Source organism: Duganella sp. P38 (assembly GCF_050859475.1).
GTDB lineage: Bacteria > Pseudomonadota > Gammaproteobacteria > Burkholderiales > Burkholderiaceae_D > Rugamonas.
In genome coordinates this window covers 1,170,818-1,184,559 of the sequence record NZ_CP193936.1, presented here as the reverse complement: position 1 = coordinate 1,184,559, position 13,742 = coordinate 1,170,818, and the positions used below count along the sequence as shown (strand labels likewise).

At 51.0% G+C, this 13,742-nt stretch carries 12 protein-coding genes; 8 read left to right on the top strand and 4 right to left on the bottom strand.

What is annotated here, in order from left to right; translation table 11 throughout:
• Positions 1 to 591 precede the first annotated feature (591 nt).
• Positions 592 to 867 carry a helix-turn-helix domain-containing protein gene (locus tag ACRQ5J_RS05360; protein ID WP_432381594.1) on the top strand — a complete coding sequence of 92 codons (276 nt, stop codon included), beginning with the start codon at positions 592 to 594 and terminating at the stop codon, positions 865 to 867.
• Between the two features lie 52 nt (positions 868 to 919).
• On the opposite strand, the gene ACRQ5J_RS05355 is transcribed toward ACRQ5J_RS05360, so the two are convergent.
• Complete coding sequence (locus ACRQ5J_RS05355; RefSeq protein ID WP_432381592.1) at positions 920 to 1,600, bottom strand: hypothetical protein; 681 nt, start codon at positions 1,598 to 1,600, stop codon at positions 920 to 922.
• 331 nt (positions 1,601 to 1,931) lie between these two features.
• On the opposite strand from ACRQ5J_RS05355, the gene ACRQ5J_RS05350 reads away from it, so the two are divergent.
• Positions 1,932 to 3,857 carry a hypothetical protein gene (locus ACRQ5J_RS05350; RefSeq protein ID WP_432381590.1) on the top strand — a complete coding sequence of 642 codons (1,926 nt, stop codon included), beginning with the start codon at positions 1,932 to 1,934 and terminating at the stop codon, positions 3,855 to 3,857.
• Positions 3,858 to 3,866: 9 nt separating this feature from the next.
• Here the strand turns inward: ACRQ5J_RS05350 and ACRQ5J_RS05345 are convergent, their stop codons facing one another.
• Entirely contained in the window at positions 3,867 to 4,829 is a 963-nt protein-coding gene (locus ACRQ5J_RS05345) for a hypothetical protein (protein WP_432381588.1), read from the bottom strand.
• A gap of 465 nt (positions 4,830 to 5,294) precedes the next feature.
• Here ACRQ5J_RS05345 and ACRQ5J_RS05340 point away from each other — a divergent pair, with 465 nt between their 5' ends.
• The 6 genes from ACRQ5J_RS05340 to ACRQ5J_RS05315 are packed head-to-tail and all read left to right on the top strand — an operon-like array spanning position 5,295 to position 12,465.
• A complete protein-coding gene (locus ACRQ5J_RS05340; RefSeq protein ID WP_432381586.1) occupies positions 5,295 to 7,235 on the top strand; it encodes a hypothetical protein in 1,941 nt (646 codons plus the stop codon).
• A complete protein-coding gene (locus ACRQ5J_RS05335; protein ID WP_432381584.1) occupies positions 7,232 to 8,359 on the top strand; it encodes a phosphoribosyltransferase-like protein in 1,128 nt (375 codons plus the stop codon). Before ACRQ5J_RS05340 ends, ACRQ5J_RS05335 begins: the two co-directional genes overlap by 4 nt.
• On the top strand, positions 8,343 to 9,038 hold the full coding sequence (locus tag ACRQ5J_RS05330) for a hypothetical protein (protein ID WP_432381582.1): 696 nt from the start codon (positions 8,343 to 8,345) through the stop codon (positions 9,036 to 9,038). The genes ACRQ5J_RS05335 and ACRQ5J_RS05330 overlap by 17 nt, the downstream gene beginning before the upstream one ends.
• Positions 9,035 to 10,294, top strand: coding sequence for a hypothetical protein (locus tag ACRQ5J_RS05325; RefSeq protein WP_432381581.1), 1,260 nt, complete (start codon positions 9,035 to 9,037; stop codon positions 10,292 to 10,294). Before ACRQ5J_RS05330 ends, ACRQ5J_RS05325 begins: the two co-directional genes overlap by 4 nt.
• Positions 10,281 to 11,387, top strand: a complete 1,107-nt coding sequence (locus ACRQ5J_RS05320) for a hypothetical protein (RefSeq protein ID WP_432381579.1) — start codon at positions 10,281 to 10,283, stop codon at positions 11,385 to 11,387. Before ACRQ5J_RS05325 ends, ACRQ5J_RS05320 begins: the two co-directional genes overlap by 14 nt.
• Positions 11,365 to 12,465 carry a hypothetical protein gene (locus tag ACRQ5J_RS05315; protein ID WP_432381577.1) on the top strand — a complete coding sequence of 367 codons (1,101 nt, stop codon included), beginning with the start codon at positions 11,365 to 11,367 and terminating at the stop codon, positions 12,463 to 12,465. Before ACRQ5J_RS05320 ends, ACRQ5J_RS05315 begins: the two co-directional genes overlap by 23 nt.
• Here the strand turns inward: ACRQ5J_RS05315 and ACRQ5J_RS05310 are convergent.
• Both ACRQ5J_RS05310 and ACRQ5J_RS05305 read right to left on the bottom strand, forming a co-directional pair.
• The gene (locus tag ACRQ5J_RS05310; protein ID WP_432381575.1) at positions 12,439 to 13,107 is read right to left on the bottom strand and encodes an NADAR domain-containing protein; all 669 of its coding nucleotides are present in this window, start codon (positions 13,105 to 13,107) and stop codon (positions 12,439 to 12,441) included. The two genes, ACRQ5J_RS05315 and ACRQ5J_RS05310, sit on opposite strands and share 27 nt — an antisense overlap.
• On the bottom strand, positions 13,100 to 13,471 hold the full coding sequence (locus ACRQ5J_RS05305) for a hypothetical protein (protein ID WP_432381573.1): 372 nt from the start codon (positions 13,469 to 13,471) through the stop codon (positions 13,100 to 13,102). Before ACRQ5J_RS05305 ends, ACRQ5J_RS05310 begins: the two co-directional genes overlap by 8 nt.
• Between the last annotated feature and the right edge of the window lie 271 nt (positions 13,472 to 13,742).

Genomic DNA, 13,742 nt, shown 5'->3' with positions numbered 1-13,742 from the left:
CACGCGATCACACTATGTAGATAGAGATAGTGTAGTCGAACATGCAAGAACCTCTCTATTTGGGAAGCCCCTTCGCGGGCGCGAACTATTCAGTTCGAGTGGAACTGCGAATGCCTGGTGGCGACTTATGAGACTCCCTGGCGAAAGTGAACCACCGTTACCGGCGGAAGATCCCCAAAATGAATCGAGCTGCTCGAAGGATTAGTTTAAAAAGCAAGTATCCCAAGTACAGGAAACACGGCAAGGCCATCAAATCCTGGTGCCACCGCATGACCGTAGCAACCACACTCACGCACATGAGTCCGAAAACGATTAAAACGTGTCCAGTCCAGTGTATCTCTCCGCCGCTCTCGTACATGCAAGATCCGCAAATCGGACAGATGTGCTGAGTCTTCATATATCGCCCGGGAATTCTGGACTGGAAGTGCCATAGACGTGGAACGACAGAACTGGAGCAACTTTGGCAATTTACGGTAGATCTCATGGATAACTTCCAACTATAGAAGGCAGAATAAATCCAAGAATAACCTAAATGTCACTTAAAGTTAACCAAATGAATTATTAAGTTGGTGGACGTTCGTAGCTAGGCCAATGATGCTGTGGGGTATGGAAAAGCCCCCACTCACCCCAACTCCGAGGCAGATATTCGGCACCAATTTACGACGGGCTCGTAGATTGAAGGACGTATCTCAGGAGGAGTTGGCATTTCGCTCGAACCTCAGCAGAACGTACGTCAGTGAAGTGGAGCGAGGAATTCGTAATGTCTCGATCGACAATATGGGGCAGTTATCGGATGCTCTTGGCGTCCCACTGAAAGACCTGGTTGATCCGGAGATGTTCTCGGCGCTTGGCAGTAAGCTCACTTAAACCGCTCACTTCGCCGAGCGGTCTTGCTCCGCATTCAATAGCCGTTTGCACGCTATTTTCGACTGACCTCAAAATACTCAATCGGGCAGGAAATCTCCGGCATAGTTCCTTCCACACATCGCTCCAGGGTTTCGATAAAGTTTCCGGTTGATAACGACGACTGTATCATTTCCACAAGAGCGATAAGAACCGCGCCAACGCCATTCTGGACATTACCGAGTGACCCCATGTCCCGTTCAACGGCCGCACGTTTAGTTGAGTCAAAGTGATACTGATACGAATTTAGCCAGTCCATCACTACTTGATATGAAAGCGGAGGCCGCCCCATTCCTTGCAGATTTAGGCGCCGCTCCAACTGTTTGAGCGTATATGCATCACGCAGCAAATCGAGGTGCCGGTGGAATGCCACATGAGTCAACCGCCTCTTTAACGCACCGATTGTCGACGGTACAAAGCTGAGTTCGTTTTGCAGCACAAACGGGCGCAACTTGAGTAGCATTGCCCATACAGCTTCTTCATCAACGTGCTTGGTGGTCACATGAGCACTCCCACCGGCGACCCACCTGAGACTAATACTGCCGCCATGTCGCTCCTGAACGAATCGCGTCGCGCGAAGATTATCGGCATGCCGGCGAAACTGAAGAAATTGTTCCCACTCATTATCGGGAATGTCGAAAGACACGGACTCCTTGCGGGAGCCATCGTTTGCAACCAAAGAAGTTTCGATCAGCAAGGGATGTATACCTAATTGATGTGATGTTCGGCGTGCCAACTGCCCAGTCCCATGATTATCTTGGCATAACTTTCTAAACGACAAGCCCCAAATAACTTCACAACCCCTATTTCGGAGACGGAAAAGGCGGGCGGCACCTGGACTGGCAAGAGACGATGTTTCGTAAAAACAACAAAAAGAAAACAAAAATACAAAATTCGTTGCTCCTTCGAAAGGAATGCGTTAGCTTTATGTAAAAAATAGGCGCATTGTGGCTGTTTTACTTTCAAATGAAGGCCATTTAAATCGACGACTGAGTTACATTAGGGCATCAGTTGCCCTACGGTAAATCATGTCCAGTAACCAAGAACCATTCGAAAATTTCCCTCAAGATGACGGTCTTTGGGCAGTTAAGCACATTGACCAGTTCCACCAGGCGCACGAAGGCACGAGATCGGCGGCAGTGAAAGTCATGCTGCAGCGCTTGCCTCCAATGAGCGTCGCCCAACTAGCTCGGATGACAGAGAAGTCCTGCCAAGACGTCATCGGCAAGCGCCGCGACGATCCATGGCCGCGGTTCGAATTCGTCGAGATATTGGTGGGCAGCCTCCCATTGGTTACCGTTGGCTTTGTTTTTAAGAACGGCGTTAAGGTAGGGCAACTGCCGCGCTGTCGAAAGGTCATAGTGCTCGCACCAGGCGAGTTCGATTCGATGGAGTTTAAGGCTGGCGAGGATACTCCACCACCTCAAGGCTGGCCCGAAAATTCACGCCACCGCACGCTGAACATTGGGGAGTATGCGGGGGTAACTGACCATACGCTACGCAACGTTTTCTTTAGCAAATCACGTCTTTGGGTGCACACCCGAGATCATGGCGAGGATAAAGAAACTTACGTTGTACCGCGTACCACGATCTTAAAAGCGTTCTACGCGCAGCACACTGAAATCGCGAAGGTAACGTGCGGTCGTTCGTGGGGGAAATATCTAGAAGAAGTTATTTGCCTGAACGACATAGAGTCTGGCCTGCGGACAGAAATTATCGATGGCGGCCGACAATGGAACATTATCCTACGCACTCTCGTGCCGGATAATTATGCCCCCATCTTAGCAGTACTTTTATTTGATGAGTACGGTAGAGCCCGCGCAGAGTCCCTGTACACGAAAAGCTTACAAGATATGGCCGGCAATCCTCGCGAGCCTTGGTATGCCAGCGCGGAAATCCCTTTACAGGCGGTGAACGAGCGGCTTCTTCTTGAGACAAGATGTATTGCGCTCAAACCACGCTTCTTTTTTGACGCCGCCGGGGTGCGGCGGGAACACCGCAAGTTTCTTGTCACGGAAATTTCGGGTGGCAGTTGGCCAAAGCATTACCCCATCATTGGGCATTCCCGCACTAATGACGCAAATGATTCACAAAATCCAGTGCCGGTAGAACTCGATAAGCCTTATTCACAGCCACGCAAACCTAGAGATGGAGATCCAACGACTTCACTAACGCAGGGAGAAGACGCCAAAGCACAATCAAGTACGACCACCATGAGAGGTGGCGAATGGAATTGGCTTCATACCCCACCCGTCACCATAAAACTCGAAAAACTATTTAGCAACCGGTACTTAGGATCGGCCGGGACGCCTAAAACTGACGATGAGACACGCGTATCAACCGGAGCGCACACGCACGAGAAAGACGCCGTTTCGAAAGCTGAAGCTGTGACCCTGGTGCGGGTATCAAACGCTCGATTTGAACGCGCCATTGAAGTTCTGGAAAACCTTAAAAAGAATGGATTTATCTCCGCGATCGCGGAAGTCGCCCCGCTGGAATCGGGACAAATTTCGGATAGAAATGGTCACTGCTGCTGGAAATTTATCGACCGGGAGTCATTGAAAAATAACCGCCCTCCAAGCATAGGCTGGCGTGCGATATACCAGAACGGCAGAAGTAAGAGCGGTGCCGTTTATCGGAGTGCGCTGATTCTTCGCCTCACCATCAACGGCGCCGACCATTACTGGATCGAGATCGAGTGCAGACCTAAAGATCCAGGTTTCCGCTCAGTGCTGTTGTCCGGAAGCGGAGCCGGCACCTTCGCGATCTTAGAGACTACGCTGGATATTATCGCGGAGGCAAAGGGCCGTGCTCTTAAAGAAAAAATCGCCCGTGCGTTCTCGCACGAATCGGTCAAAGTCGCTACCTACATACATAGCTACGATAAGACCAGGACGCAGCTGACGGAAGAATCCGTGAAAAACTTCCTAACTGATGCTACCACCACCCAGTAAGAAGTATTCTCAATCAGATCGCAATACACTATAGGGATATGCCTCCAACCGCTGTTTGACCTCGGTCATCTGCTCCTCAGTCGGCATGTAAATTGAGACCTCTCGCTGCCAACGCCCATGCCCTTGGACTTCAAAGTCCAATCGAATGGGCAACCTATTTTGGGTAGCAAGTTTCGAAAGAAGTACCACATCATAAACGCGAGTAACGCATTGAAGTGGTGTACGCGTCCCATTGGAGCTGCTTGTCTTCAATGGTATAGATGCCTGCCGAATGACTTCGAGCTTCATCAGCGGGTCAAGCCAGGGGGACTCATTGAACTCAGAGAAATACTCGAAAAATAATACGCCCCAATGAGGCTCGTATATGCTTTCCCCGCGCTGCATTGACAATAGCTCTTGCACCCGTTGAGGGAAGTAATCTAGCCCTGAAACCCTTGCGATGCTCCCGGTCTCATCAAGATAGATGTCATTGTTTTCCGGATGGCTTGCGATGCCGCTTCCTATCTTCTGCGCGTCCACGCGTGACGCACTTGGTGCAACGTAGCAGACCAAGGAACATCCATTTTGCTGCCTATTCAGGCTTGGAGCAGAGGCCAGTTGCCGGCCCTCTCCAAGCTCGTTGCTAAGAATGTAGTGTCTGTCAGTTGAGCTGTTTTCAAAGTCACTTACAAAGAGAACTAGTTCTTGGAAGTTCCCGATTAGAAAATGCTTAATCTTCAATGTCCAAGAACCTGCATCGACCCGTTCGAACCCACCTGTAAAAACCAGCTCTGGCCCCACAGCGAATAGTTGCACAGCGAAGTCAACGCCTGTGCCACTGCGGACAGCTTTCGCACAGGCCGCTTCATGGTCTCTTTTCATCGTATGCAGAACCGAGGGGGCATAAGTTACGTCATCCCTATCGATTAAAGTAGCGTGATCCGCGCACAACCAGATGCCGTTTCCGATGCCCCGGCGTTGTTCAGGGCTCATGTCAGCGTCATAGCGCCGTCCCCCTTTCGAGGCAGCGCAAATATGCGCGGCTACTCCGATGTTGGCAGAGGACTCGGGAGACTCGTCACTCGGCCCGATAGTCAGCTTCCCACAACCAGTGAATGAGCAGCACCAACCAGCACGCGAAGCTAAGGCTCGTTTAGTTGGTTCTAAGAAGTCGGATTCACGCTGGCTCATGAACACATTGTAGCTGCCTTTATCATCCCACTAAAAAATGGCAAGGCAAGGCGGAGTGCTGCCGCCCTTTAAACGACTGAGTGCGATGCGGCGACAGCCAACACCTATTTTCATTCAGCGTGGGGAGCTACGGCCTAGTACCAGACTCTTCTGACCACATGCAACTTTGCAAATTTTACTTGGTGACTTTTGGATAGATTCAAAAAGGAAACTTTGTGCGAAGATAACCGATAGTTATTTTTTGCAATCTATACGAGAGGTATGGCTGTGGGCAAAGCCTATAGTTCTGAGTTGTTGGCCATTCCCCAAACACTGCATTGGGCTCAAAGTCAAGAAATCAAACGGCTCAAAGTTGGCATCCAATATTGCCATGATCGGTCTGTGCTCGCCGTGGGTTCAGGAGGCTCATCAACGGCGGCGACATTCGTGGCAGGTCTTCATGAGCGCAAGTTCGGCAGATTGAGCCGTGCTGTAACGCCACTAGAAGTGTGCACCGGCCCTCAATTTGACGACGTCGCAGCCATATTTCTTTCAGCCGAGGGGCGAAACAAGGACATCTTGGCTGCTGCTGAGACTATTGTCGGCATAGACAGAGGAAACATCTCGCTGACGCTCACTTCTGATAATCCGTTATTGGAGTACTGTGAGAGTTCTGGCGCCGCCACACCCATCGGCTTTGATATGCCCTGGCAAAAGGACGGCTACCTTGCCACGAATAGTCTGATCGCGATGATGACCCTGTTCGCCAGGGCCTATGCAGATGCTGATGAACCGTTCCATACATCGATGCTCAATGAGCAATGGATTTTGCAACGGCGCGAGGAACTGGCAAATTCGAGCGCGCTTGCACGGGCTGCAGCCGGCGCCGGCGTGGTTGTTCTGTACGGAGGAAGCGGCAAAAGCGCTGCAATTGATCTCGAATCGAAGATTTCGGAAGGAGCGCTGGGCAGTTGCCAGCCCGTCGACTACCGACAGTTCTCTCATGGCCGGCACTTACAGCTCGCCGTCGATGAGCCGCCGGTCATTATCGCGCTAGGTAGTGACAAGGATCAAGCGCTGATGGACGCGACGATCGAGCAGTTTCCGAAAAAAGTGCAGGTTCTAAAACTGGTCTTGCCTATTGACTTTGCCCTCGGTGAACTCGTGGGGGTTATATATGCGATGCTGATTGTCGAAGCTGTTTCGCTCGCACGAGACATTGATGTTGGCCAACCAGATGTTCCTGAATTTGGCCGCGCGCTGTATAACATCGATGTCAGGGGCTCGCTAGATAAATATGCGCAGACGCGTCCAGAGCACCTGTTTGGAAAAATTCCTTTGGTTGATGTTGAGCCAGAACACCTGGACTCATGGGTCGCTGCCGGCCTCGACTTCGTGTCCCGCTTGGAATCTGCACGCTTCAAGGGCATCGTGTTCGATTTCGATGGCACGTGCTGTTTCACGCCACGCCGTTTCGAGGGACTCGATTACCGTGTCGCTAGTGAGATATCGCGAGTGATTGAAGGTGGTCTTCCGGTCGCGTTTGCTTCCGGTCGGGGTGACTCGCTGCAAGGAGACTTGCGTAAGTCATTACAACCAAAACACTGGGATAGAGTGCTGATGGGATATTACTCAGGCTCCGTCATTTCATGGCTTAGTGACGATTTCATCAGGCCACAGGTTGACCCAAGATTTGCATCACTGCGTACGTGGTTAGTCGAACACGGCATCGTGTCTTCGTCTCCTTCGGCGGTAAAGGTTGAGGGCGAGCAAATGAGTATTCGTCTAGCCGGAAAAGACTCGAAGGAAAGCATTACGTCCGCAATCTCACACTGGCTCAAAACGAATGTCTATCACGACTGGCGAGTGTTTTGCTCAGCGCACTCCGTCGATGTCTTGACTGACAACGCTGGCAAGATCCATGTTGTTAATGCGTTTGCAGGCCTGATAGAAGCACACGCCGAAGACCAGATCTTGCGCATCGGTGACTCAGGCCACTTTAGCGGAAATGACTACGAACTTCTGTCGGAGGGAATTGGCCTAAGTGTGGCCGCAGTGTCTCCACTCAAGCCTTCGTGCTGGAATCTGCTATCCGATAGGCAGTACGGCGCGGCCGGCACCCACCACTATCTGTCATCTTTGGAAATCATCGATGGCAGAGCAAATTTTTCCGAGAAATTTTTGCGCGAAGTTCGCGCATCGCTTATGGACATGCGGGAGATTCGATGAAAGCGCAGCTGGGGAAGCGACTATTTGCGGAATTAATGGGCTGGGATCATGCTCAAGCCACTGAAGAATTTGCCTGGCTTCGTACCGTGGTTGAGTACAAGTACGACCACTACCAGGGCTACAACCCTGGCTCGCGCTTCTTCGTCAATCTGCTGTCTTGGATGGCGCAGTTCAATCCAGCCGATCGTGCCGTGGCTTATGATTTAATTCGAACGAGGCTTATCTTCATTAGCCAGCGCGAAATGCATCACCTTGTCGGCCTGACAGTTCCACGTCTGCGCCGAGATAACCGGCGTGCCATCGCCGATGAATTGGGTATCCCTATGTGCGCAACATGGGGACATGCGGAAGCGGAACGCCGAGTCAAGATTATGAATCGGCGCACCGTATTCATTGGCCTGAGCGATGGAGCAAAAACAGATGTTTTGCGGCGCCTGAACGAAGGAGACATTTCCAATGAGCAGATCGTGGCCGCGACAGAAATTTCTCCCGACAAGTGGAAAAAGATTAATGAGGGCCTAGTCGAACGATTCGAAAAAGAGCACATCGAAAACGTCCCGCCAATATTTGAACGAATTTGCCTCGTCGATGATTTTACCGCGTCAGGTTCCAGCTTGATTCGTAAAGACAAGGGAAAATGGAAGGGGAAAGTTCCGACCTTCATCAGCCAAATGATCGAAGCCAAGCGATTCGGTAAGCATGTCACGGAAGACTGCGTCATCCAGATTCACCACTACATCGGTACTGCAAAATCGCGTGGATTAATTGAGGATTTGCTCAAGGAATACAGTGCAACACTTGATCTGAAGATTAGCTTCAACGCAACTTATTCAATGGTGTTGGACAAGGCGGTCGTCGTCGACAATACCGCCACTGCCGATTTGGTACGACTGCTTGAGCACTACTACGACGAATCGTGCGAAGACGAACACACTGGCAAGGATATCTGGTTTGGATACAAACAATGCGGGCTTCCAGTCGTTCTTGACCATAACACCCCAAACAACTCTGTCGCTCTCCTGTGGGCCTCAGTCAGTCCTAAAACGTCTGAAGAAGAGCGACATGTTATGAAACCACTATTCCCGAGAAAGAAGCGGCACGTAGAACATGGACAATCCATTTAAAAAACGCGCGACAGAGTATTTCGACGATCCTGCTGCATTGCTTTCGCTCGTCAGCGCGGAACCTGTTCATGCATTTTTCTCTGGCGAACATGAGCAACTGTTTGATCGTTCAGTTACGGTTGTGGGAACGCCCGGGAGTGGGAAAACCACCCTTGCGCAACTACTTGAACTCGATACGCTGGTCGCATTAGCACAGCTGGCGCGCAATAACGACAACAAAAATCTGGTTACGGAGCTCGCAAGCTTCCGTATCATCGAGGATCTGGTTCCAACGATCCTCGCTTATAGGCTTCCATCTGGCTCCACGCTCAGGGACATTTGGCAGCTCCCATATTCGCAAGCTACGCGGTCTACCCTTTTAAAATCCTTCATTCAGGCACGTGCCGTGTTGGGATGGCTCCGTAAGCTTGAGAAGGTCAACGTGAAGCCGGAACAGATTCAGATCAAAACGAAAGAGGATCTGGAAACACTGCGAGGCATTATCAAGGCTAACGATGCTAAGGAGCTGCGAGCATTTGCCAGGAGCGTTGAAGAGCAGATATTCAAAGTTGTAACCGCATTGGCGCCCCCACCGAAGACGAGCTGGGTAAGTCGGAGATATTCAACACATACCCAGCATTTGATGCGATCGAAGCCTTCATCATTAAAGGTATTCCTGACGTCACAGACGATGAGGTGAAGCTTAAGCCATTGTTCATCCTCGATGATGCCCATGAATTGCACCCGGAGCAGTTTAAAGACATCTCTACTTGGTTTAGAAATCGGGAGCTTAAGATCGCTCGCTGGATTGTCACTCGCATGGACGCGCTTGCACCAGAAGAATTCCGCGCCGCAGTGTCAACGAACGCGAGACGCGCGGCTGGTACGACACTCGGCAGAGACCACATTTATAAGCTCATGCAGCGTGATGGCAGGCGGCGGCGCCCTTTTCGCAGTGTCGCAAGGGACATCGCACGTCGCTATATAGAGCAGATGCCGACTTTGCGCCGTCAGGCAAGCACCCTAGAAGAGTGTCTCGATGCTCGTGAGCCTGCCTTGAATGCAAGTGATTTTGAAAAATTATCTAACAGAGTTGCTGCTGTTGTTTCGAAGTCTGGAATTGATGCTGCCACAATCAAGCAAATTGAAGCGTCAATCCCTCCGGAAATTGAGCCAGACCAACACCAGGCTGCGCTGAGAATATTGGTCCACAGGGAGATGAAGCGATCGCCTCAAACTGACCTCTTCGGAGGAGCCAGTGAGAATGCCGATGAGTCCGATGATGACGAGCCGGATGACCCCGAGGAGATCGAAGAGGAGGCCGACGCCGGGGACGGCCGTAAAAAGGTTAGGTCTGCGGTGATTACGGGTGCCAGCCTCCAGCTTCATCACGAGTTCCAGAGACCATACTTCTTCGGCTTTGACATGGTGGCCGATGCGAGTAACGAAAACATCGAGCAATTTATCAGTTTAGCCGGCTCCTTGGTCGACGTTATTGAAACGAAGCTGATGCGCAACCAAGGAGTCAGACTTGACGCAAAGATCCAGCATCAAACGCTAGCCAAACGCGCCAGCGACACTATTTCTGCATGGGACTTTCCTCATAGTGAATCAGTGCGCAAGCTTGTCTCCTTCATCGCCAAGCGTAGCCTGGCGCGAATCCTTGAGCCCAATGCATCACTGAGCGCCGGCGCCAATGCATATGGCATCCCTCAATCGGAGATGGATCGGCACAGGAGGGAAGGAGGCAGCTTAATCCAAATCATGCATTACGCCCAGGCTTATAACGCGTTCTCCATCAAAGAGGAATATCCCTGCAAAAAGAGGATATGGTGCGTCTTTGAGTTAGGTGGATTGCCCGTCATCGCTAATGGTTTAACGTTGGCCCGCGGTGGTTTCTGCGAAGGCCATATTTCGGATTTGATGGAGTGCTTAAGCGACGATGCCAAGCTTTAATTTAAATCATTGCATCTCCCATGGGGCCGAGGACGTTGATGAATTCGTCGAGCAGCACCTGTGCCGTGCCAAGAAGGTGCTTTTCATCGGTACGGTAGGGATCGAGCCAAGCAGTCTCTATTTCGCGTACAAGCTCTCTGGCACGTCCAATGTCGACTTTCGTTTTTTGATCGAACAACGCCCCAACACTAGTGCCATTGTAGAAAAACTGGGGATGCGTCATCGAACCTGGCTCGAATCTAATCTGCCAGCCGGCTCCTTCGAGTTCCATGACGTCGAAGTCATCTCAAAGGACAATGCTACGGTCGCCGGCCGCAATGCAGTGAACATTGCACGCCATTGGTACAGCGACCAATACAGCGACATTGTCATCGATGGTTCTGGCATGTCTCGCGGCATTTGCTTTCCGCTCCTGCGCCAAGCGATGGATATTGGCGAGCGGTATGGAGCAAATGTTCATGTGTTAGTCGCAAGCAATGACCATCGGTCGGTCAAGCTCAATGCAGAGTCCAATGACCGTGCCGACTGGATTCACGGTTTTAATGGCAAAATGGGCTTAGACTCCATGTCAGAAGCACTGACCTTATGGATTCCGCAACTGGCACACGGAAGTGCGTCACAGCTCGATTTAATGTATCGTCATCTGTCAAAGCTCAACGTCGCGCTGGCGGAAATTTGCCCTATTGTGCCATTTCCGTCTGTGCATCCTCGGCGTGGAGATGAATTGCTGTTTGAGTGTCGAGAAGCCCTACGGGAAGATGTTGGCAATGAGCGCTTGAATGTGATTTACGCTCATGAGGGCGACCCGATGGACGTGTTCTATTCCATCGTGCGATTAGAATGCATTAGAAGAGAAGTATTTGCAGCCACGAAGAAAGAAGCGGTGTCAGTGCTTTCACCTTCTGGCTGGCGCTTAGGTAGCTTGGGAATGGTGCTGGCGGCGATTGCTTTGGACCTTCCCCTCTTGTATGTCGAGTCGATTGGGTATACTACGGAATCAGCACTGCCCGATCCGATTGACATCCCATCAGCCGACAGGAAGTGGCATATTTGGGTTGCCGGAGGACTCTATGAGAATTTGCAAGATAAATAAACAACATAGCCATTTACACCATCCAACTATTGTTGGCACAGGACTGGTTGCGCTCGACGTCCTACTGACGGATGACTGTGGTAACGTTGAGACTGCCCTAGGCGGCTCTGCAGGCAATGTGTTGGCTATTCTGGGCCATTTGGGTTGGTCCTCCACTCCTGTTGCACAGCTTGGAATGGATGAGGCTGCGACACGCATTAAAATTGAGTTTGGAAAGCTCGGTGCCAATACACAGTTCTTATTGCAGTCAGAGCAATTATCCACTCCGGTGGTGTATCAGTATCCAGCAAAGAGCGGCCATAGCCACGAGTTTAGTTTCCGCTGCCCAATTTGTGGCTTAAAGCGCGGATTCGTTCCCCCCAGTGATGACGGGACTGTTATGTCCGATCTTCGGAGGATCGAAGCGCCTGATGTCTTTTATTTCGACCGCGTTACACCTTGGGCCCTGGATCTAGCAGAACGATATCGGGAGGTGGGTTCGCTTGTTGTGTTTGAGCCTTCAACCGTTGGAAGTGATTTGGAAGCTTTCAGACGTGGCGTCCGTGCTGCGCATATCCTCAAGTACGCTGATGATCGAATCGCCGATATTGAAGGTGTGGATCTGAGTTCGGTGGATGTGGAGATACAGACGCATGGCAAGCGAGGGTTGCAATTTAGGCTTGCCGACTCTCCCTCGACGTGGCACAACTTGAGCGCCTTTGATATTCCGTACGTTGCGGACACTGCGGGCGCCGGCGACTGGTGCACATCAGGCTTCTTGTACGCCCTGGTAGGTAGTATTTTCGAGAGCCAGGGGAATGCCCGTATTTCTACCAGGCGGATCAGGGAATCGTTACGCTTCGGACAAATCCTCGCAGCCTTAAACTGTATGGAAAAAGGTGCGCGAGGTCTTGCTCGACGCCACCCATCGGAGACGCTGATTAAACTGGCCACTTTGATACGAGGTGGTATGACTTCTCCTTTCGAGCAAACAGCGGCAGGAAGCGATGACAGAGCAGACCGATTGCATTCTGCCCAGTCATCGAAATCCTTAGATGCGCTGTTTACATCCTTATGCTGCGAGCCTCTCGCGCACTGATTTTCGTGGTGCGCTTGACGGCTTAGCGTCGGCTTTTGATTTTGTAACAGCTTTCGGCTTAGCTACGGCTTTCGGCTTAGGCTCAGCCTTCGTCTTAGGTTCAGCCTTCGTCTTCGTCGCTGCCTTCGGCTTAGATTTAGCTTCAGTCTTTGGCTTGGCCTGAGTCTTCTGTTTAGCTGGCGCTTTGAGTTCAGCACGTAATTGCTCACGCAGCTCCATCAAAAGTACGCCCAGCATATTCTGACCGACTCCATTCACCTCGCCCCAAAGTCGATTAACTGCGTTGTCTACGGTAGCGACTTCGACCAAGCGCGCATTGCCGGTAGACAGGAGAAGGTCGCGAAGATCTTCATGCTGCGTAAATTTGGCATACAGCACGCCACGCATCCTATCAAATTTGGTCGTCGACCAATTCGGTGCAACGTCCCACACATACAACCCATGTGCAGCCATAGCCAAAAGTGATGGCGACGGCGCGTCCATCAACCATTTTTTAACCGCTTCCTTCCTGGCCTTACCCGCTTGATAAGCGTGCTCTGAAGTTTGGTACTCATCGCCTTCGAATGTAATTGTGCGCTTGCACAGATTACTAAAAACACCGTAAGGCTTCTCATTGGCGCGATAAAAGTGGATCTCATCCATTTTTTGTTCTCCTTCGAACTGGCTTCGTTTGTGCTGGTTTCTTAACGACTTTGGTATTGAGTGTCTTTGTAGAAGTACTATTACTTAGTGCCTTCTTGACGGTTTTTTTACCCTCCATTTTTCGGCTCTGCAGTACATGAGCATTGGGCTCGTCAGCCGGCTTGGTCTGCGCTCGCCAAATCTTCAACACTCTTGAGACCTCTTCGTCCGGGAGCATTGAAAGCATTCGCAAAACCGCCTCCATCGCGGCGGGCTCGCGTGCTCCACGCATCCATTCTGAGAATGCACGCTGGGATACTCCAAGTGTTGTCGCCATAGATGCATAAGTGATGCGTTTGTTGGCGGCGCGTTGGAGCCCGAACATGATTGCAGCCAGAGTCTCACTGACGCCTGAGCTATTAGGATTCATTTATGCCGAAAAATGTACTGTCTTACCTTATTTTATCATGATGTCATCATGATATTTCTCCTTATAACTAAATAATTATGTAATTTAGGACGATATTTGACCGCTAAATATGCAGATCGGTACTGCACAAATTTCCCATAAAAATTCAAAGACGCAACTCCCGGTGACCAAAGAAAGAGCATTGATGCTCGTGTGTTTGTAGAGTGGACCCGCCTTCCTCTACCCA

Excerpts from the sequence above, each read along its gene's own strand:
- ACRQ5J_RS05360 (WP_432381594.1), top strand. The coding sequence starts at position 592 with ATGATGCTGTGGGGTATGGAAAAGCCCCCACTCACCCCAACTCCGAGG.
- ACRQ5J_RS05350 (WP_432381590.1), top strand. The coding sequence starts at position 1,932 with ATGTCCAGTAACCAAGAACCATTCGAAAATTTCCCTCAAGATGACGGT.
- ACRQ5J_RS05345 (WP_432381588.1), bottom strand. The coding sequence starts at position 4,829 with ATGAGCCCTGAACAACGCCGGGGCATCGGAAACGGCATCTGGTTGTGC.
- ACRQ5J_RS05335 (WP_432381584.1), top strand. The coding sequence starts at position 7,232 with ATGAAAGCGCAGCTGGGGAAGCGACTATTTGCGGAATTAATGGGCTGG.
- ACRQ5J_RS05330 (WP_432381582.1), top strand. The coding sequence starts at position 8,343 with ATGGACAATCCATTTAAAAAACGCGCGACAGAGTATTTCGACGATCCT.
- ACRQ5J_RS05320 (WP_432381579.1), top strand. The coding sequence starts at position 10,281 with ATGCCAAGCTTTAATTTAAATCATTGCATCTCCCATGGGGCCGAGGAC.
- ACRQ5J_RS05315 (WP_432381577.1), top strand. The coding sequence starts at position 11,365 with ATGAGAATTTGCAAGATAAATAAACAACATAGCCATTTACACCATCCA.
- ACRQ5J_RS05310 (WP_432381575.1), bottom strand. The coding sequence starts at position 13,107 with ATGGATGAGATCCACTTTTATCGCGCCAATGAGAAGCCTTACGGTGTT.
- ACRQ5J_RS05305 (WP_432381573.1), bottom strand. The coding sequence starts at position 13,471 with ATGTTCGGGCTCCAACGCGCCGCCAACAAACGCATCACTTATGCATCT.